Here is an 18691-nt window from a genome sequence, read left to right on the forward strand (position 1 = left end):
GGAGGGATATGATGAGCTTAATATATTTACTGGGTGCCTTGATTATAATCATGGTAGCGGTATTGTTCACACTAACAAATCCTAAATTGCAGCGATTTGCAGGTCAAATTGCTTTAATTGCACCGATTATTTCTTCGATTTACTTTTTATGGCAATTACCTCGAGTGATGGCGGGACATTTTGTAACGGTTAAGATTCCATGGCTGACACTTTTAGATATCAATATTGATTTTAGATTAGATGGATTGAGTTTATTCTTCAGTTTATTAATTTCACTCATTGGATTAGCCGTATTTTACTATGCAACTCAATATCTATCTAAAGAACATGATAATTTACCACGTTTTTATGTATATTTATTACTATTTATGCTCAGTATGCTAGGTATCGTTACTGCTAATAATACGATTCTGATGTATGTGTTTTGGGAGTTAACAAGTGTATCCTCATTCTTGCTTATCGCCTATTGGTACAATAAAGGTGATAGTCAATTTGGGGCCATACAATCATTTATGATTACAGTTTTTGGTGGTTTGGCATTACTAGCAGGCTTCATTATGATTTATACTGTAACTGGCACGAATTCAATAACTTCAATTATTGCACAGAGTGATAAAATTGCCCAAAGTGACTTGTTTATACCTATTATTATTCTCATCTTAATAGGGGTATTTACAAAGTCAGCTCAATTTCCATTTCACATCTGGTTACCGAAAGCGATGGTCGCGCCAACACCCGTAAGTGCCTATCTACATTCGGCAACAATGGTTAAAGCAGGTATATTCTTGCTCTTTAGATTCACACCTGTATTAGGTTTAAGTGATTTTTATATTTATTGTGTTACGTTCGTTGGTCTAATCACAATGATTTTTGGTGCAGTCAATGCAACACGCCAAGTCGATATGAAAGCAATATTAGCTTATTCTACTATTAGTCAACTAGGTATGATTGTATCAATGGTAGGACTTGGTGGAGGGTTTGCGCAACATCCGACAGGCGAACTTTCTAAAATTTATGGTCTAATACTGTTCGCAGCTTTATTCCATTTAATGAATCATGCTTTATTTAAAGGTGCACTGTTTATGGGTGTAGGTATTATTGATCATGAAACAGGCACAAGAGATATTCGTCGCTTATCAGGTTTAAGAAAAGTGTTTCCTATTACACATATCATAATGTTACTTTCTGCCTTATCGATGGCGGGTATTCCATTTTTAAATGGCTTCTTGAGTAAGGAAATGTTCTTTGACGGACTTGTGAGCGCGCACCAATTACCCCAATTCAATATATTCCTTACGATAATTATTGCAGTGATAGGTGTTGTAGCTAGTATATTCACTTTGATTTATGCAGTTTACATGATTAAGGAAGTTTTCTGGGGAGATTATCAGAAAGCAGATTTACCAATAAAAAATCCACACGAACCATTTATGTTCACACTACCTTCTGCAATTATGATGATTTTGTTACCGGTCATATTCTTTGTTCCAAATATATTTGGACATTATATTATTTTACCAGCGTTACGAAGTATCACAATTGGAGAAAATGTAGATAAAATAGCGCCACATGTATCGCAGTGGCACGGATTTAATTTACCGTTGATTTTAAGTTTGATTGTAATGATTGTTGGTTTCACAGCGGCATTTAAAATTGATTGGAAAAAATATGCTGATAAGATAAAAGTGAAATCAATTACAGATTTATACTTAGGGTCATATAAACAATTTGAACACTATTCAGGATATGGAATTCGTAGCTTAATGAATAACCGTTTAAATCATTACATCACATTAACTTTACTTATTTTTATAATGGTTGTGGTATATGGAGTTATTCAAGCGAGATTTCCAAAAGTGCAACAAATTCATGTGAGTGAATTTGGCCCGTTAGAAGTAATTACATTAATTGTCGTATTTGTACTAGGTATTGCGTTAACATTTATACGTCAACGTTTAACAATGGTTATTTTAAACGGAATTATCGGTTATTGTGTAACGATATTCTTTATATTAATGAAAGCACCCGATTTAGCATTAACTCAATTAGTTGTAGAAACGATTACAACAATATTATTTATTGTTAGTTTTTCAAGACTACCTAACGTACCGCGTACAAAAGTTCACAAAAAACGTGAAGCGGTCAAAATTATTGTATCGCTCTTGATGGCAGTGATTGTAGTCATGCTCGTGTTTATTGCACAACAAAGTGACTCGATGCCTACAATTTCGACGTTTTACCATGATGCATATGAATTAGCAGGCGGAAAAAATATTGTGAATTCCATTCTTGGTGACTTCCGTGCACTAGATACTTTATTTGAAGGTATGGTGCTCATCATTGTTGGTTTAGGAATTTATACATTACTTAACTTTAAAGAACGGAGGGGTCAAGATGAAAGAGAATGATGTTGTATTACGAACGGTAACCAAAATTGTCGTTTTTATATTGTTAACTTTTGGATTTTATCTGTTTTTGGCAGGTCATAATAATCCAGGTGGCGGCTTTATTGGTGGTCTTGTATTTAGCTCAGCATTTATTTTAATGTTCTTGGCCTTCGATGTTAAACAAGTGTTAGTCGCTTTGCCTTTAGATTTTAGAATATTAATGATTATAGGTTCATTAGTTTCATTTGCTACTGCAGTTGTACCTATGTTTTTTGGTAAACCGTTCCTTTACCAAACTGATGCATATGTACAATTACCTTTATTGGGTGAAGTACATTTAACGACCGTAACGTTATTTGAAGCAGGTATTGTATTATCTGTTGTAGGTGTCGTCGTAACGGTTATGTTATCTATAAGTGGTGGTCGTTCATGAATCTTATATTATTAATGGTTATTGGCTTCTTAATATTTATAGGAACGTATATGATATTATCAGTTAATTTAATAAGAATCGTTATAGGTATTTCTATTTACACGCATGCGGGCAATTTAATTATTATGAGTATGGGTCAATATGGCAAGAATATGGTTGAACCCTTGATTGGAGAAGGTAGTAAAAACTTTGTTGATCCTTTATTACAGGCAATTGTTTTAACGGCGATTGTAATTGGCTTTGCAATGACAGCTTTTCTATTAGTACTTGTATATAGAACGTATCGTGTAACAAAAGAAGATGAAATCGATGTATTGAGAGGTGATGACGACGATGCTAATGAGTAATTTATTAATTCTACCGTTACTTCTTCCGAGCAGTTTGTGCATTAGTCCTTGTCTTCATCCGTACAAACAGTAGATTGTCTCGAATGTTTTCAATTGGAACGATGGCTGTTACAACAGTTATTTCATTGTTCTTATTAATTCATGTGATGTATAACAAACCTATTGCCTTAGATTTTGGAGGATGGGAAGCACCTTTTGGTATTCAATTTGTTGGTGATTCATTAAGTTTATTGATGGTTACTACATCCAGTTTTGTTGTTACGTTAATTATGGCTTATGGTTTTGGTAGAACAGAGAAAAGAGCAATACGCTATTATCTACCAAGTTTCATCTTATTCTTAACTGTAGGTGTTATAGGTTCATTCTTAACAGCTGACTTATTCAATATATATGTCATGTTTGAAGTTATGTTATTGGCATCTTTCGTACTTATCACATTAGGACAATCCATCGAGCAATTACGTGCGGCAATTATTTATGTGGTACTTAATATACTTGGTTCATGGTTGTTACTTCTAGGTATTGGTTTGCTTTATAAACTGACAGGTACGTTAAACTTTGCCCTTGTAGCACAGCGGTTGAATGAGATGAATGACAAAAGTGCTATAACAATTGTGTCTATGGTCTTTTTAATTGCGTTTGGTGCTAAAGCTGCATTAGTGCTCTTTATGTGGCTACCTAAAGCCTATGCAGTTTTAAATACAGAACTTGCGAGCACTGTTTGCGAGCATTAATGACTAAAGTAGGGGCTTATGCATTAATCCGCTTCTTTACATTGATTTTTGATGGTCATGAAGGCATCACGCATCCATTACTAGTATTTTTAGCTTGTATAACAATGCTGATTGGAGCATTTGGCGTACTCGCTTATCGTGATATTAAAAAGATTGCAGCATATCAAGTTATACTTTCAATTGGATTTATCATATTAGGATTAGGATCAAATACCTACGCTGGTGTTAATGGCGCTATTTTCTATTTAGCTAATGACATTGTCGTTAAGACATTGCTATTCTTTATTATTGGTAGCTTAGTCTATATTACTGGATACAGACAATATCGAAATCTAAATGGTCTAGCCAAACAAGAACCATTCTTTGGCGTAGCTTTTGTAGTTATGATCTTAGCAATCGGAGGCGTACCGCCATTTAGTGGTTTCCCTGGTAAAGTATTCATTTTTAAAGGTGCTATAGAAAACGGTAATTATATTGGCTTAGCTTTAATGATAATTACCAGTTTAATTGCAATGTTTAGCTTGTTCAGAATCTTCTTCACAATGTATTTGGGTAATGAGAAGAAAGCTGAAGAAACAGCATTTAAAAAAATACCTACGTATCGTAAAGGTCTCATTGGCATATTAACAGCAGTGATACTAGCTATGGGACTTGCGGCGCCATTGATTTTCAAAGTGACGGATAATGCGACACATTTAAATATGGATGATGGACTATATGAAGAAATGGTTAACCCTCATTTAGTGAAGGAGGATAAATAATGCAACAAGTCTTGCTTAACATTGTCATTGCTTTTTTATGGGTGCTTTTTCAAGATGAAGAATCTTTTAAAGCATCAACATTCTCCGCAGGTTACCTTATTGGCTTATTAGTTATCTATATTTTACATCGCTTTTTCGGACAGCAATTTTATCTGAAAAAAGTTTGGGTAACAATTAAATTTTTAGCTGTTTATTTATACCAGTTAGTCACATCTAGCATGACTACAATTAATTACATTTTATTCAAAACTAAGGATTTAAACCCCGGCTTAGTAACTTATGAAACAACATTAAGTAGTGATTGGGAAGTTAGCTTTTTAACAATTTTAATTATTATAACGCCTGGTTCAACAGTAATAAGAATTTCAAAAGAAAAACAAAAGTTCTTTATACATGCAATTGATGTCTCAGATAAAGAAAAGCAAAAATTGCTGAAAAGTATTAGACAATATGAAGGACTCATATTGGAGGTGGCAGAATGATAGAATCCCTTATTGATTTTTTCATTACAAGTGCACTGATTTTGTTTGGAATTGCATTATTATTAACTTTATTTAGATTGATTAAAGGACCAACGACTGCTGATAGGGTAGTTGCTTTTGATACCGCAAGTGCGATACTTATGTCTATGGTAGGTATGCTCAGCATCGTCTTTGGTACATTCTCATTCCTTGATTCAATTCTACTGATCGCTATCATTTCATTTGTAAGTACCGTTTCCATTTCTAGATTTATAGAAGGGGGCATGTCTTCAATGCAAATAACAAGCGAAATCGTTAATTTAATAGCGAGCATTTATGATGTTTTTAGGAAGTATCATCGCATTAATAAGTGCAATAGGTTTAATTAAATTTCAAGATGTATTTTTACGAAGTCATGCATCGACTAAAAGTTCTACACTTTCAGTATTACTGACGCTTGTAGGCGTTATTATTTATTTTATTTCTTCACAAGGTTATTTAAGCGTGCGACTTATTTTGGCATTGGTGTTTATTAATTTAACGTCACCAGTCGGAGGTCACTTAATATCACGTGCCGCCTATCGCACAGGGGCTTACATGTATCGTAAAAGTGATGCGCCAAGACAAACAAATATATTGTTGAGTTCTAAAGAAAATAATACATTTGATATGTTGAAAAAACGTGCAGAAAATCGTGAAGAACGTAGACGTAATGCGTATGAAAAAGACCAGGATTACTAAAATATATAAATGCTTAAAATGATAAGGGTGAGACATAAATAGCTCATTATCAACTTTGAAACACCAATCTATTATTTTCTAATGGATTGGTGTTTTGTTTTTATAATCGGTATAAGTCTGCTTTCATCATTTTTTTAATTATCTAGAGTACGTATGTATCATACTCATTTTATATATGCATTTTAGTGTCATTTTAATATTAAATTATGTAACACTATTTAATCGCTTATTAGACTGTATATTAGAAGATAAAAAAGAAAATTTAACTTTTCAAGTGTAATACGTTTAAGCAAAGGGTAAAAAAATGATAAAATAATATATATTTGTAATTGTGTTAATTTAAAAAATATTAATCAAATAGGTGATAGGGATTATACTATTTGTTATTAGTGTGTAAGAGTTTGAGACACAGTATGTTCATTTAAAAAACGATATTATTTATTGTTTCAACCTCAACAATTATGAAAAATAATTAAATTGAAAAGAGGTGAAACCTTGCAAATATTTGAAACGATACTCATTTTTTTAGCACTGGTTATCGTTAGCTCACTTGTGCACATTTTTATACCGAAAGTGCCTTTAGCCTTCATTCAAATTATACTCGGTATGTTGGTGTATGTGATACCTGTACCTGTTGAACTTCATTTCGATTCAGAATTGTTTATGGTTGCATTAATTGCACCATTACTTTTTGTAGAAGGGGTTAAGGTTTCGCGTGTCCACTTAAGGCGCTATATTAAACCGGTGCTAATGATGGCATTAGGTTTAGTTATTACTACTGTGATTGTAGTAGGGCTTTTTGTTCATTGGATTTGGCCCGAATTACCAATGGCTGCAGCTTTTGCGCTTGTCGCTATATTATGTCCTACAGATGCCGTTGCAGTTCAAGCTATTACAAATGGAAAAGTGCTACCGAAAGGATCTATGACAATTTTAGAGGGTGAATCACTTTTAAATGATGTTGCGGGTATCATATCTTTTAAAATTGCTGTAGCGACACTTGTGACAGGTGCGTTTTCAGTGACGCATGCTGTTGAACAATTTCTTATTTCTTCAATAGGTGGTTTTATTGTTGGACTTCTTATTGGGGTAGCTTTAGTAAGATTTAGAGTGGCGTTATCTAGACGTGGTATTGAAAATATTAATATGTTCACATTTATACAGCTTGTTACGCCGTTTGTGACATATATAGTGGCAGAAATGTTTCATTCATCAGGAATCATCGTCGCTGTAGTTGCAGGTTTAGTACATGGTTTTGAACGTGACCGTATTGCACAAGCACGTACGAGATTGCAAATGAGTTATAACCATACTTGGAATATATTAGGCTATGCATTAAATGGTTTTGTATTTTCTATTTTGGGATATTTAATACCTGAAGTAGTAGGAAGAATTATAGAAAATGAACCACATAATTTAATCTTCTTAATTGTCGTTACTTGTTTAATTGCACTTGCGATATATTTATTTAGATTTTTGTGGGTGTTCATACTATATCCTTACTTTTACTTACCAGTCAGTCCATTCCAAAAGATGATTTCTTATAATGAAGATAATAAGAAACCGACAGAAGCACCTCCAAAACGTGGCATGTATGCGTTTATTATGACGGTGTGCGGCGTTCATGGCACAATTTCGTTAGCAATCGCCTTAACTTTACCGTATGTGTTAGCGGATCATCATTCTTTTGTTTTTAGGGATGATTTACTTTTTATAGCATCTGGAATGGTAATTATTAGTTTGATTGTTGCGCAATTTATCTTACCATTAGTTACACCAAATGCTGAAAAACCGAAACAAAAAGGAATGAGTTTCAAGCGAGCACGTGTTTTAATATTAGAAAAAGTCATTGATAGTTTAAATCAAATGTCATCTGTAGAATCTAGTTTTCAATATGGTAATGTAATCAAGGATTATCATGAGAAATTAGCATTTTTAAAAACTGTGGAAAATGAAGATGAAAATACGAAAGAACTTCAAAGACTACAAAATATTGCATTTGCTGTTGAAAATAGTACATTGAATAGTTTAGTAGAAAATGGAGATATAACTTCTAACGTTCTAGAAAACTATATGCGTTATTCCGAACGTACGCAAGTCTATAAGCAAGCTTCTTTACTTCAACGTATAAAGGTTGAATTTAGAGCTTTGATTTTAAAACGAAGAATTAAACGTAAAGTTAAAACCAATGCGACTACTTCATTATCAATCATCGACAACTTGCGAGAAATCTCTAATGTTGTACGTACAGTACATTACCGTGTTGTAAGTCGTTTAGGTAAAGAAACAACTGAAGATAATAAGTTAGAAGTAGGAATGATTTGTGATAGTTATCTTATACGTATAGATAACTTAACACCATCTAATTTCTTTAATGCAAAAAACGAGAATTCAATAACAAAAATTAAATTAACGGCACTTAAAGAGCAACGCCGTGTGTTGAATCAACTTGTCGAAGACGAAGAGGTAAGTGAAGTTACTGCTTTGAAAATACGTGAAGCAATAAATTATGATGAAATGATTATTGTAGATAGTTTAACGGACTAATGAATGATTTTTAAATAGCATAAAAGTGACAGAATATATATTCTGTCACTTTAGAGTGTCGACAAAGTCTAAGATTTTGTCGGCACTTTTTTGTGCATAAATTCCGCGGAATAGCCTCAGCATGAAGTCTTCGGTTAGTGCTTTTCTCGCAGGAGTCGACCCAAATTACTGCCATTTTTAAACAGTAATAATATATGTAAATTAAATAGTGGAAGACCATCAATAGACCCTGTAATTATAGTGAATATATTACTTATTCAAAGGTTATTTGGAATAAAGTCAATGAGATAAACGATTGAGTAATACATTTGTAAAGGGAACACATAAGCGAAACTAACTTCCTTTTAGGAGATTAAAGGAAGGCCTGAGCTATTTTAGTGATCACATATGCGTAAGACTTACTAACCCAAATGAATTGGAAAGTAAGTCTTTATGCATAAGAGCCACTATCTTAACAGGGAGATTAAGGAACGCTCGCGTCAAGACGCATGCATAAGAGCCACTATCTTAACAGGAAGATTAAGGAACGCCTGCGTCAAGACGCATGCATAAGTGAAACTAACTTCCTTTTAGGAAGAAGTTTCGCTAAAAAAAGCTCCATCAATGGGGGAGGAATCTACCATTGATGGAGCTAAGGAGATGATTTTAAGGCTTGAATACCACCATGCCGTACGTTATAAGGAGGGTAACGAACGACATGGGGCTATTCACCTATAAAAGGTTAAATAGCCTATCGACTTATTCCATACTGCCATGTACTGTTTCGATATTTTCTTTCATCATATTGTAATAAGAATCACCTTTAGATCCTTTTTCACCGATTGAATCAGTAAATACTTCGCCAAAGATGTCTTTTTTCGTTTCTTCACTTAAACTTTGCATACTCTTCTTATCAACGCTCGTTTCAACAAGTAAATGTTTCAAGTTATTATCTTTTACGAATTGAACGGCTTGTTTCATTTGCTCAGGTGTACCTTGCTTTTCAGTGTTAATTTCCCAAATATAACCAGGTTTAATGTCATATTGTTTAGAGAAGTATTTAAAAGCACCTTCACTTGTAATCATTGCGCGTTGCTCTTTAGGAATATCATTGAATTTATCATGACTTTCTTTATTAAGTTGTTCTAGTTCTCCAAGATACTTTTCACCTTGGGCTTTGATTTCATCATTATGTTTTTTATCGTGTTTTAATATTGTATCTTTGATCGTTTCAACATATTTAATACCATTGTCTAAACTTAACCAAGCATGTGGATCTTGTTTTGATTTATCACCTTCGCCACCTTCTAAATATAAAGGTTCCACGTTTTCAGAAGGTCTTACTACGGAATCATCTTTGGTTGATTTATTGGCTTGACTTAATGCTTTTTCAAACCAACCATTTCCTGTTTCTAAGTTTAAACCGTTATAAAAAATTATATCTGCATCAGTTAACGCTTTTATGTCTTTTGGCTTAACTTCATATTCATGAGGGTCTTGGCCAATTGGTACAATACTATGTATTTCAACATTATCACCGGCAGTGTTTTTGACCATATCGTATAATATTGAATTTGTCGTAACAATTTTTAATTTATCGTTTGAAGCTGAATCATTTTTCTCATTTTTTTCATTGCTCCCATTGCTACATGCACTTAAAAAAAGGATGAAAACAAGTGCAATTGCTATTATTTTTTTCATATAGTTTGTCCTCTCTTATTAAAAATTTGAAATTTACTTAATATAAAAGTAACGACGTAAATCAAGAATGCGCATAATACAATTGTTGCGCCACTTGGTAAATTATAAAGATAGCTAAAGTAGAGACCAACAATCGCACTGATTGTACTAAACAGACTTGATATAATCATCATTGTATGTAATTTTTTGGCAATTAAGAATGCTTGCTGAGGCTGGCGTAATTAATAACGCGACAACTAAAATAATACCGACAGTTTGAATACTGGCTACAGTTACAAGAGACAGTAACAGCATTACAAAATAATGAGTTATTGTAGTGTTTAGACCACTCATTCGGCTAAATACAGGATCAAATGTTGAGACCATTAACGGTCTGTAAAATAGTATGATTAATATCATAACAAGCACACCAACAACAATTGTTGACCAAAATGTTGATTGAGTTACAGCGAGCAAGTTACCAAATAATATGTGGTATAAGTCAGTGGTACTGTTAATCAAACTGATTAAAATAATACCCATTGCTAAAAATGCTGTAAAACTGATACCGATTGCGGCGTCTGGTTTGGTTTTACTGTTTTTCGTAATAAATCCAATGAATATGCTCGGCAATCATACCTGTAATGAGTGCCCCGATAAACATCGGTATACCGAATAAGAAAGATAGAGCTACACCAGGTAACACAGCATGGCTCATCGCGTCACCCATTAGCGAAAGCCCTCTAAGGACGATAAGACAGCCAACTGTACCACATACAATTCCAACTACGATTGAAATAATTAAGGCATTGCTTAAGAATTTATAATCGAGTAAATGTTGAATGAATTCCATAATAAATTTATCTCCTTTCTGTTGTTTTAAGTCGCTTCATTTTTTGTGGTTGAATTTAAAAATGTATTATTTAAATTCTCCGGTAGCATTGCAGTACTACTGTCACCAAAATAACGAATTGTTTTGTTTAGAAGTATGACACGATCAAAATACTCTTCAGTTTTTGATAAATCGTGATGGACAATTAAGAGTAATTTACCTTCACTTTTCAATTTTTGTAGTTGTGTCATAATGATTTGTTCACTATGGAAATCAATACCAACAAAGGGCTCATCTAACAAATAAAGCGTACTTTCCGTCATTAGCGCACGTGCGACAAGTACACGTTGTAACTGGCCACCACTTAATTGTGAAATTTGACGATGACGTAAATTTTCTAATTCCAAGGTTTCCATCAATTGATTTAACCGTTTTTTAGTTTCTGACGTCACCCATTTAATCCAACCAATATCTTTGTATGCACCTGATATAACAACATGTTCGACATCAATTGGAAAATCTAAGTCAATATGTGCTTTTTGTGGAATATAGGTGATAGATTTTAATGAATTATGTACATCATCATCGTTTAAGCGTGCAGTCCCAGTAGATTTAAACTCCCCAATAAAAGATTTGAGTAAAGATGATTTCCCAGCACCATTTGGCCCCATTATGCCAATAATCTCGCCTTTTATAGGTATGTTTAAATCAATGTCTTCTAAGACATGTTTATTCCCTAAAGTTAGATTTAGATTTTCTACCTTTAACATATTAGACCTCCTTAATAATATTTTTAGGCTAACCTAATTTATTTTATAATATACCATGAAGATTTAGCGTGTCAAGTCGATTCGTGATACAATGAAGTGAATGAGTTGAGAGGTGAGATAATGCTAACTGAAGAAAAAGAAGACTATTTAAAGGCGATTTTAACGCACAATGGTGATCATTTTTTTGTTTCAAATAAGACACTATCCCAATATTTAAACATCAAACCACCTTCAGTCAGTGAAATGGTTCACCGTTTAGAAAAAACTGGGTATGTTGAAACAAAACCATACAAAGGTGTGCGGCTTTCAGATAAAGGTTTAACATACACGCTGGATATTATTAAGCGTCATCGTTTAATTGAATTGTTTTTAATAAAAATATTGAAATATAATTGGGAAGAAGTACATCAAGAAGCAGAAGTTTTAGAGCATAAAGTATCCAATTTGTTTGTAGAACGATTGGATAAATTATTAGATTATCCAATCACTTGTCCTCACGGCGGCGTGATACCACGTGATAGTAAATACAAAGAACTTTATACCACGAATTTACTTACATTTGAGGCTGATGATAAGGTAACGATTAAACGTGTTCGTGATCGTACTGAATTACTGATATATTTATCGAGCAAAGATATATTAATTGATGAGGAAATTAAAATCATTAATAAAGATGATACAAATAAAGTGATTATTGTCCAAAAAGACGAAAACGTGACAATTTTAAGCTATGATAATGCGGCGCATATTTACGCTGAAAAATAAATAATATTTCTGGAGTGGATTGCTTTTAGCAACCACTTTTTTTGTTTTTTTAAAGCTTGAAATAAGCGCATTTTCAATTCAGTCAGCCCCTGCTAATATAAAAATAAGACTGAGACATGTGATATGTCCCAGTCTCAAGCTAAGTTATTAAGTAAAAAAGTACCCATGAAATAATTGATAAATGGTGAAGATATTAATCGCTATCCATATTAAGCTGTAAATAAAAGTAGGGACATGTGTTAATTCTTTTAAAGTACTACCATCCCAAGACACAGGTTGTTGTGAGAAGGTCAGTTTAAAAATAGTGACTGAAGATTGCAAGACTTCGCCTAATAAGACACCTAATATAAAGTGAGATGTAAGACTTACAATGTAAAACATCATCAATTGATTATCACTTTGGAACAAAAAATAGAGTAATGCAATAAGTAAAATAACCATGAAGATTGGCAGTATCTTTCTTGAAGTCAGTATTAAAAAATAAATAAATATAATTAAGTACGCACTTATAAATAAACTGGGGTATTGAAATTCAATAGCTAAAAAACCTAAAAATAACATGAGTGGTGGCATGATATAACCACCGAATGTAGTGATAGATTGACCGAAGCGACTTTTTGATTGTGTCACAGCGAATCCTTGTTGCGACGTAGCAACACGTTCAGTAGGAGATGCAACGATAACTAAATCTTTGGCTTTCCCACCACTTATTTTATTGAATAAAATGTGTCCAAATTCATGTGTTAATACAGGGATGTAATTTAAATATATATCTAAAATTCGGTTTATCGGTTTATTACGATAATTATGAATAATTATATAAAGCAGAGCTATAATCATAACCCAATATAAATTGAGTTGAATAGCTGAACTGAAAAATTCATGTATTTTTGTCATATGATTACCTCGATTTAATATTTCAACAACCTCATATTTATTAAAGAAGTAAGGTTGTCATAGCATAATCTATAGTATAAAGTAATTTAGACAAGAAAGCATTTAGACTTTTGATGTATATTATAAGAATGAAAGTAAGAACAGTTTTAAAATTTCTGTAAATCGCGTAATGTGTTAATATTACAATAATAATTAAACGTTAAATTACATTTGATGTATTTTGAGTTAGGAGATCACCAACCATGACGGAAAGCAACAAATTAAATAAAGTAAACGTCTTATCAGTATATTTTGATAATGTTACTTTAGAGGACATGCGAGAGAATGTTAAGCAGTTTTTCTTATCCAATAGTCCAGAAAATTTATTTATTGTTACTGCAAATCCAGAAATAGTGGATTACGCTACGGACAATGTTACATACCGTAATTTAATTAATAGTGCGAATTATGTCATCCCGGACGGCACAGGCGTTGTAAAAGCTTCTAAGTTACTTAGAACCCCCTTGAAAGAACGAGTGCCTGGCATTGAACTAATGGAAGAATGCTTGAAAATCGCTAATGCCAATCATCAAAAAGTGTTTTTACTAGGTGCAAAGAATGAAATTGTTATCAAAGCACAACAAAATTTAGCGCAAAAGTATCCAAACATTCACTTTGACTTTCATCATGGTTTTTTTGATTTAACAGATGAAATGGTATTAAGACAAATCACCTCATTTAATCCTGATTATGTTTTTGTGGGAATGGGATATCCTAGACAAGAACACTGGATTGAACGACACATGAATACATTTACTCAAACAGTATTGATGGGCGTAGGTGGCTCGATAGAAGTGTTTAGTGGCACGAAGAAAAGAGCGCCCGCATTATTTAGACGCTTGAATTTAGAGTGGGTTTACCGTGTGATTATAGATTGGAAACGCTTAGGAAGAATGAAATCAATACCTCGATTTATATTTAAAGTAATTAAAGAAACGCGCAAGAAGTAAAAAAGCGTAAACTGCAGTTTAAATTCACTGCAATTTACGCTTTTATTTTTTAACATGAAACCAGTAATAATTCTAGTGTTATTTAACTACAAACCTAGAATTATCTAAATCACTTCTAAATTTCTTTTGATCTGCTTTAGAACGTTTTTTAAAATCATTCAAGAATTTTTCATATTCAGGTAATACATCGTCTAATTCACCGAATTCTTTAAGTTTACCTGCTTCAATCCAAGCAATCTTAGTGCAGAAATCACGGACTTGTTTCATATTATGACTTACAAAGAAAATAGTTTTGCCTTGTTTTTTATATTCGAATATTTTATCTAAACATTTTTGAGCGAACGTTTGGTCACCAACAGATAACGCTTCATCGATGACTAAAATATCTGGATTAGTAGTGATATTGATAGAAAAGCCTAATTTTGCACGCATACCACTCGAATATTTTTTAACTGGTTGATAAATAAATTCTCCAAGTTCACTGAATTCAATGATTTCAGGTGTCAATGCTTTGATTTCTTTTCTAGTAAAGCCCATGCATAGCATTTTGAATTCGATGTTTTCGACACCAGAGAGTTGGCCATTTAACCCTGCGTTAATAGCAATCACACTTACATCGCCTTCACGTTTGATACCGCCACTTGTAGGAGATAATGATCCACCAATCATATTACTTAGTGTAGATTTTCCAGAACCATTGATACCAACAAGACCAATGACATCACCTTCGTGTGCCGTTATAGACAAGTCATTTAAAGCATAAAAAGTTTTATTTTCATGAAAAGGAAGAAGGACATCCTTTAAGCGTTCTTTGTTATTACGATAAATACGATATTCTTTAGTCACATTTTTAATATCAACCGATACATTCATAATTTTACCTTCCTTATTTACAGTTACTCTTATTATATTATATATTATATTAGTTGTTAAATTTATAAACCTATTGTAAAGTAAGTGAGTACAATTTAACGAAGTGAAGTTTTATACAGTTGTTAAATTTTACTGAACTTACGTTATAAAATCAACTATAAAGATAAATTAATGAAAAATATAAAGTTACGATAGCTTATATCTCATTTTTTCATTAACGTTGTTTCATCACTTAGTATACAAAAATATATCATTTATAGCACTTTTTAGCTATTCTGATTTACGATAGTAAATGAAAGTTGTTAAGATAGACAATAAAGCGTATATTAAATTTAAGTGTAACATCGCAAATGGAATGTGATAAGGTAAATCGATTGAAAGTGTGGTTTATTAAAATGAATGCAGTGTGGGTAGTTTTTAGAGAGCATTTTAAAAATTTCTATCTTATTCAGAGATTGGCTCAGTTCCAAATGAAAATCACTAATACAAACAACTATTTAGGCACAGCCTGGGAACTGATTAATCCAGCAATGCAAATTATGGTTTATTGGTTTGTGTTTGGTTTAGGAATTCGAGATAACGGCCCGGTAGATGGCGTGCCATTTATTTATTGGTTGCTCGTAGGTATTAGCATGTGGTTCTTTGTTAACCAAGGTATATTAGAAGGTACAAAATCAATAGCGACTAAATATAATCAAGTGGCAAAAATGAATTTTCCACTGTCGATTATCCCATCGTATATTGTAATGAGTAGATTCTATGGACATCTTGCGTTACTTGTTGTAGTTATTTTACTTTGTATGTTAGCAGGTTATTATCCTACGATTTATACGTTGCAGCTGTTTTTATACGTGCCATTTGCACTAATTCTTACAACAGCAATTGCATTATTTACTTCAACGCTTGGTGTACTTGTGAAAGATACCCAACAAGCGATTCAAGCATTGATGAGAATGGTGTTCTTTGCATCTTCTATTTTGATTGTGCCACCAGAAGGCATTGTAAAAGATGTAATGAAATTAAATCCTATATATTATCTTGCAGAAGCATATCGTTCTGCAGTGCTACATAAAGAATGGTACTTTATTACGCATTGGGAATTGACGCTTTATAACATGTTTATTATTATCTTCTTATTTGTAGTAGGTTCTATTATGCATATGCGTTATAGAGATCAATTCGCAGACTTTATGTAAGTTGAAATTTAAAATACTAACTCATATTATTTGAGTAGCCATGAATCCTTTAATGACTGAAATAGTTGTTAAAGGATTTTTCTATAATTTTTAGTGTAAGACAGATATAATGTAAACAATAGTAGTCGAAATTTAAATTGGCGGTGGAATTTGTGAGACAGATAATCAAAAAGCTTTATATGTTTATCATTAGCTTATTAAATTTAATTTATAGTAAAAAAAGCTGAAGAATAATCATATCGTGGTCATGATGACATTTGCAGAAGATGTATTGCCCATTGTAGAAGCGTTAAATAGAAAATTATATAAAATTACAGTAATAGGTAACGAAGAAAATAGAAAATATATACAACAATTTGAAAATGTGACATTTCTACCTGCAGGTAATAAAAAAGTATTTCAACATATTAAAGCATTAAGCACTGCCAAGGTGATAATAATTGATACGTATTATTTAATGTTTGGTGGTTTCAAGAAAAAGACGAATCAGACAGTGATTCAAACGTGGCACGCTGCTTGGTGCACTTAAAAACTTTGGGCTCCAAGATCACCAAGTGGACTTATCGAATAAACCAATGGTCAATCAGTATCAAAAGGTTTACCGAGCAACAGATAAATATTTAGTTGGTGGAGAACCTATGGTCACTTGTTTTAAAGATGCATTTGAAGCCGCCGACGAACAGTTTTTAAAAACAGGCCTGCCAAGATTAGTACCTTATACATTATTAAATGTTGAAAAAAGACAGCAAGAGCTTAAGAAACAATATGGTATAGAAGGAAAAGTAGCAGTATATGTGCCGACATATAGAGAACATAAGCAATCTAACCGTAATATTGATAAAGTGAATTTTGAAACTGCACTGCCGAACTATACTTTATTGAGTAAATTACATCCCTCTATAGCAAACGATAATCAAACAACGATTAACTTGCAATCTCTGATGATTATGGCAGATGTGATTATAAGTGATTATAGTTCATTGGCAATTGAAGCAAGTATTTTAGATAAACCTACATTATTTTATGTATACGATGAGAAGCAATATGAAAAGGAACGCGGTTTGAATTCATTTTATTATGACATACCCGCCCAATATAAAGCTTATAGTGAAGATGAGTTAGTGCGTAAACTACAAGAAAATAGTATAGTATGGTCTCCACTATTTGAAACTTGGCATGAGTACAATGCTAAAGATAGTTTAACGCAAGTCATTCACTATATAGAGGAAATGGTGAAACTATGAAAATATCAATAATAATTCCTGTATATAATGCGGCAAGTACAATTCGTAGAGCGATTGCATCGGTAGATACGAAACAAAATTATGAAATTATCTGTATCAATGATGGCTCTACCGATGAGAGTAGAACAGTTCTAGAGCAATTACAAAAAGAGTACCCAAATATTACGCTAATTAACCAGGAGAACAAAGGTGCAGCTGCAAGTAGAAATAAAGGACTTGCGCATATGACTGGTGACGTATTTATGTTTTTAGATGCTGATGATGAATTTTTAACGAGTAGAATTGATTTTATGGCAGATTTTTATCAAAAAGCGGAAGATGTGGATATCGTTTTAGGTCAAATCGCTAAAGGTAAACATGGTGAGTGGCAACCAATATATACGCATCAAGAAATTCAAAAGCTAGAGAAGGTAGAGTTAGCGCAATGCCCTGATATCATGCAGTCAATTGGTCCAGGTGGGAAAATGTTTAGTGCACAGTTTGCTGATTTAAGATTTGATGAAGACGTTGTTTTTTGTGAAGAACATTGTTTTATTATAACAGCATATAAAAAGGCGAAAAAAATTCAATTATTACCTAATATTGTATATGGATACAATGAAATAGAAGGATCTGTTACAAATCAACGTGCAGAACAGTTTGAATCTTACATGTTAGATGCTTTAAAAGTAAGAACACGTGTAATGGACTTGTTGTCATCTAAAGATGAAAGAACGTATTATAGCTATCGAATGGATGAATTAATAGTAAGTTATTTACTACAAGCGTATATCGAAAAGAATAATGTGATTACTAAAAAATTATTAGATACTGTAACAACATATATCAACGAAATGCAAAAAACAGATTACTCTGGTAAGGCTATGTTTAGAATAATTAAAGTAGTTGAGCAAGGGAGTAAAAAATGGAATAAAGCACTTTATCAACAATGGAGAGAAACACTATTAAGTGTTGGAATCGGTAGACCTAATTATTATCGTTTTAAAGTAGAAGTGTCGCCAAAGCGTGCAAAATCAAGAGGAAAGATGAAATTAAAATATTATTTAAAACGCTAA

14 protein-coding genes and 5 pseudogenes are annotated in these 18691 nt (G+C 32.7%); 14 read left to right on the plus strand and 5 right to left on the minus strand.

What is annotated here, in order from left to right; all coding sequences use genetic code 11:
- The first annotated feature begins 11 nt into the window (after positions 1 to 11).
- From ABLV95_RS00905 to ABLV95_RS00945, 9 genes and pseudogenes are all read left to right on the plus strand, one after another.
- Positions 12 to 2408 carry a DUF4040 family protein gene (locus tag ABLV95_RS00905; protein WP_460876165.1) on the plus strand — a complete coding sequence of 799 codons (2397 nt, stop codon included), beginning with the start codon at positions 12 to 14 and terminating at the stop codon, positions 2406 to 2408.
- A complete protein-coding gene (mnhB2, locus tag ABLV95_RS00910; RefSeq protein ID WP_002508405.1) occupies positions 2395 to 2820 on the plus strand; it encodes a Na+/H+ antiporter Mnh2 subunit B in 426 nt (141 codons plus the stop codon). Before ABLV95_RS00905 ends, mnhB2 begins: the two co-directional genes overlap by 14 nt.
- Positions 2817 to 3167, plus strand: a complete 351-nt coding sequence (gene mnhC2, locus ABLV95_RS00915) for a Na+/H+ antiporter Mnh2 subunit C (protein ID WP_002508404.1) — start codon at positions 2817 to 2819, stop codon at positions 3165 to 3167. Before mnhB2 ends, mnhC2 begins: the two co-directional genes overlap by 4 nt.
- Positions 3160 to 4662 (plus strand): annotated as a pseudogene (gene mnhD2, locus ABLV95_RS00920) (Na+/H+ antiporter Mnh2 subunit D). The gene mnhC2 and the pseudogene mnhD2 overlap by 8 nt, the downstream one beginning before the upstream one ends.
- A complete protein-coding gene (gene mnhE2, locus ABLV95_RS00925) occupies positions 4662 to 5144 on the plus strand; it encodes a Na+/H+ antiporter Mnh2 subunit E (RefSeq protein WP_069815169.1) in 483 nt (160 codons plus the stop codon). The pseudogene mnhD2 and the gene mnhE2 overlap by 1 nt, the downstream one beginning before the upstream one ends.
- A pseudogene (mnhF2, locus tag ABLV95_RS00930) lies at positions 5141 to 5442 on the plus strand (Na+/H+ antiporter Mnh2 subunit F). Before mnhE2 ends, mnhF2 begins: the two are co-directional and overlap by 4 nt.
- A pseudogene (locus ABLV95_RS00935) lies at positions 5417 to 5864 on the plus strand (Na+/H+ antiporter subunit G). The pseudogenes mnhF2 and ABLV95_RS00935 overlap by 26 nt, the downstream one beginning before the upstream one ends.
- A gap of 495 nt (positions 5865 to 6359) precedes the next feature.
- A complete protein-coding gene (locus ABLV95_RS00940; protein ID WP_460872391.1) occupies positions 6360 to 8411 on the plus strand; it encodes a cation:proton antiporter in 2052 nt (683 codons plus the stop codon).
- 222 nt (positions 8412 to 8633) lie between these two features.
- A complete protein-coding gene (locus ABLV95_RS00945) occupies positions 8634 to 8702 on the plus strand; it encodes a hypothetical protein (protein ID WP_460872865.1) in 69 nt (22 codons plus the stop codon).
- A gap of 447 nt (positions 8703 to 9149) precedes the next feature.
- Here the strand turns inward: ABLV95_RS00945 and mntC are convergent, their stop codons facing one another.
- From mntC to ABLV95_RS00960, 3 genes and pseudogenes are all read right to left on the minus strand, one after another.
- Entirely contained in the window at positions 9150 to 10091 is a 942-nt protein-coding gene (gene mntC, locus ABLV95_RS00950; protein ID WP_427705324.1) for a manganese ABC transporter substrate-binding lipoprotein MntC, read from the minus strand.
- A pseudogene (locus ABLV95_RS00955) lies at positions 10088 to 10926 on the minus strand (metal ABC transporter permease). Before ABLV95_RS00955 ends, mntC begins: the two are co-directional and overlap by 4 nt.
- Before the next feature lie 23 nt (positions 10927 to 10949).
- Positions 10950 to 11672, minus strand: a complete 723-nt coding sequence (locus ABLV95_RS00960; protein ID WP_069832636.1) for a metal ABC transporter ATP-binding protein — start codon at positions 11670 to 11672, stop codon at positions 10950 to 10952.
- A gap of 120 nt (positions 11673 to 11792) precedes the next feature.
- Here ABLV95_RS00960 and ABLV95_RS00965 point away from each other — a divergent pair, with 120 nt between their 5' ends.
- Positions 11793 to 12437, plus strand: coding sequence for a metal-dependent transcriptional regulator (locus tag ABLV95_RS00965; RefSeq protein ID WP_460872392.1), 645 nt, complete (start codon positions 11793 to 11795; stop codon positions 12435 to 12437).
- A gap of 147 nt (positions 12438 to 12584) precedes the next feature.
- Here ABLV95_RS00965 and ABLV95_RS00970 read toward each other — a convergent pair whose 3' ends face one another.
- Positions 12585 to 13334, minus strand: coding sequence for a M50 family metallopeptidase (locus tag ABLV95_RS00970; RefSeq protein WP_277575867.1), 750 nt, complete (start codon positions 13332 to 13334; stop codon positions 12585 to 12587).
- 242 nt (positions 13335 to 13576) lie between these two features.
- On the opposite strand from ABLV95_RS00970, the gene tarA reads away from it, so the two are divergent.
- The gene (gene tarA / locus ABLV95_RS00975; RefSeq protein ID WP_427705321.1) at positions 13577 to 14323 is read left to right on the plus strand and encodes an N-acetylglucosaminyldiphosphoundecaprenol N-acetyl-beta-D-mannosaminyltransferase TarA; all 747 of its coding nucleotides are present in this window, start codon (positions 13577 to 13579) and stop codon (positions 14321 to 14323) included.
- Positions 14324 to 14401: 78 nt separating this feature from the next.
- Here the strand turns inward: tarA and tagH are convergent, their stop codons facing one another.
- Complete coding sequence (gene tagH, locus ABLV95_RS00980) at positions 14402 to 15196, minus strand: teichoic acids export ABC transporter ATP-binding subunit TagH (protein WP_069832639.1); 795 nt, start codon at positions 15194 to 15196, stop codon at positions 14402 to 14404.
- Positions 15197 to 15591: 395 nt separating this feature from the next.
- Here tagH and ABLV95_RS00985 point away from each other — a divergent pair, with 395 nt between their 5' ends.
- The 3 genes and pseudogenes from ABLV95_RS00985 (at position 15592) to ABLV95_RS00995 (ending at position 18691) form a co-directional block, all read left to right on the plus strand.
- Positions 15592 to 16392 carry an ABC transporter permease gene (locus ABLV95_RS00985; RefSeq protein ID WP_069832640.1) on the plus strand — a complete coding sequence of 267 codons (801 nt, stop codon included), beginning with the start codon at positions 15592 to 15594 and terminating at the stop codon, positions 16390 to 16392.
- A gap of 152 nt (positions 16393 to 16544) precedes the next feature.
- Positions 16545 to 17636, plus strand: a pseudogene (gene tarB, locus ABLV95_RS00990) (teichoic acid glycerol-phosphate primase TarB).
- The gene (locus ABLV95_RS00995) at positions 17633 to 18691 is read left to right on the plus strand and encodes a glycosyltransferase family 2 protein (protein ID WP_460872393.1); all 1059 of its coding nucleotides are present in this window, start codon (positions 17633 to 17635) and stop codon (positions 18689 to 18691) included. The pseudogene tarB and the gene ABLV95_RS00995 overlap by 4 nt, the downstream one beginning before the upstream one ends.

Source organism: Staphylococcus sp. Mo2-1 (genome assembly GCF_046721385.1).
GTDB classification, from domain to species: Bacteria; Bacillota; Bacilli; order Staphylococcales; family Staphylococcaceae; genus Staphylococcus; species Staphylococcus equorum_A.

Excerpts from the sequence above, each read along its gene's own strand:
- ABLV95_RS00905 (WP_460876165.1), top strand. The coding sequence starts at position 12 with ATGAGCTTAATATATTTACTGGGTGCCTTGATTATAATCATGGTAGCG.
- mnhB2 (WP_002508405.1), top strand. The coding sequence starts at position 2,395 with ATGAAAGAGAATGATGTTGTATTACGAACGGTAACCAAAATTGTCGTT.
- mnhC2 (WP_002508404.1), top strand. The coding sequence starts at position 2,817 with ATGAATCTTATATTATTAATGGTTATTGGCTTCTTAATATTTATAGGA.
- mnhE2 (WP_069815169.1), top strand. The coding sequence starts at position 4,662 with ATGCAACAAGTCTTGCTTAACATTGTCATTGCTTTTTTATGGGTGCTT.
- mntC (WP_427705324.1), bottom strand. The coding sequence starts at position 10,091 with ATGAAAAAAATAATAGCAATTGCACTTGTTTTCATCCTTTTTTTAAGT.
- ABLV95_RS00960 (WP_069832636.1), bottom strand. The coding sequence starts at position 11,672 with ATGTTAAAGGTAGAAAATCTAAATCTAACTTTAGGGAATAAACATGTC.
- ABLV95_RS00965 (WP_460872392.1), top strand. The coding sequence starts at position 11,793 with ATGCTAACTGAAGAAAAAGAAGACTATTTAAAGGCGATTTTAACGCAC.
- ABLV95_RS00970 (WP_277575867.1), bottom strand. The coding sequence starts at position 13,334 with ATGACAAAAATACATGAATTTTTCAGTTCAGCTATTCAACTCAATTTA.
- tarA (WP_427705321.1), top strand. The coding sequence starts at position 13,577 with ATGACGGAAAGCAACAAATTAAATAAAGTAAACGTCTTATCAGTATAT.
- tagH (WP_069832639.1), bottom strand. The coding sequence starts at position 15,196 with ATGAATGTATCGGTTGATATTAAAAATGTGACTAAAGAATATCGTATT.
- ABLV95_RS00985 (WP_069832640.1), top strand. The coding sequence starts at position 15,592 with ATGAATGCAGTGTGGGTAGTTTTTAGAGAGCATTTTAAAAATTTCTAT.
- ABLV95_RS00995 (WP_460872393.1), top strand. The coding sequence starts at position 17,633 with ATGAAAATATCAATAATAATTCCTGTATATAATGCGGCAAGTACAATT.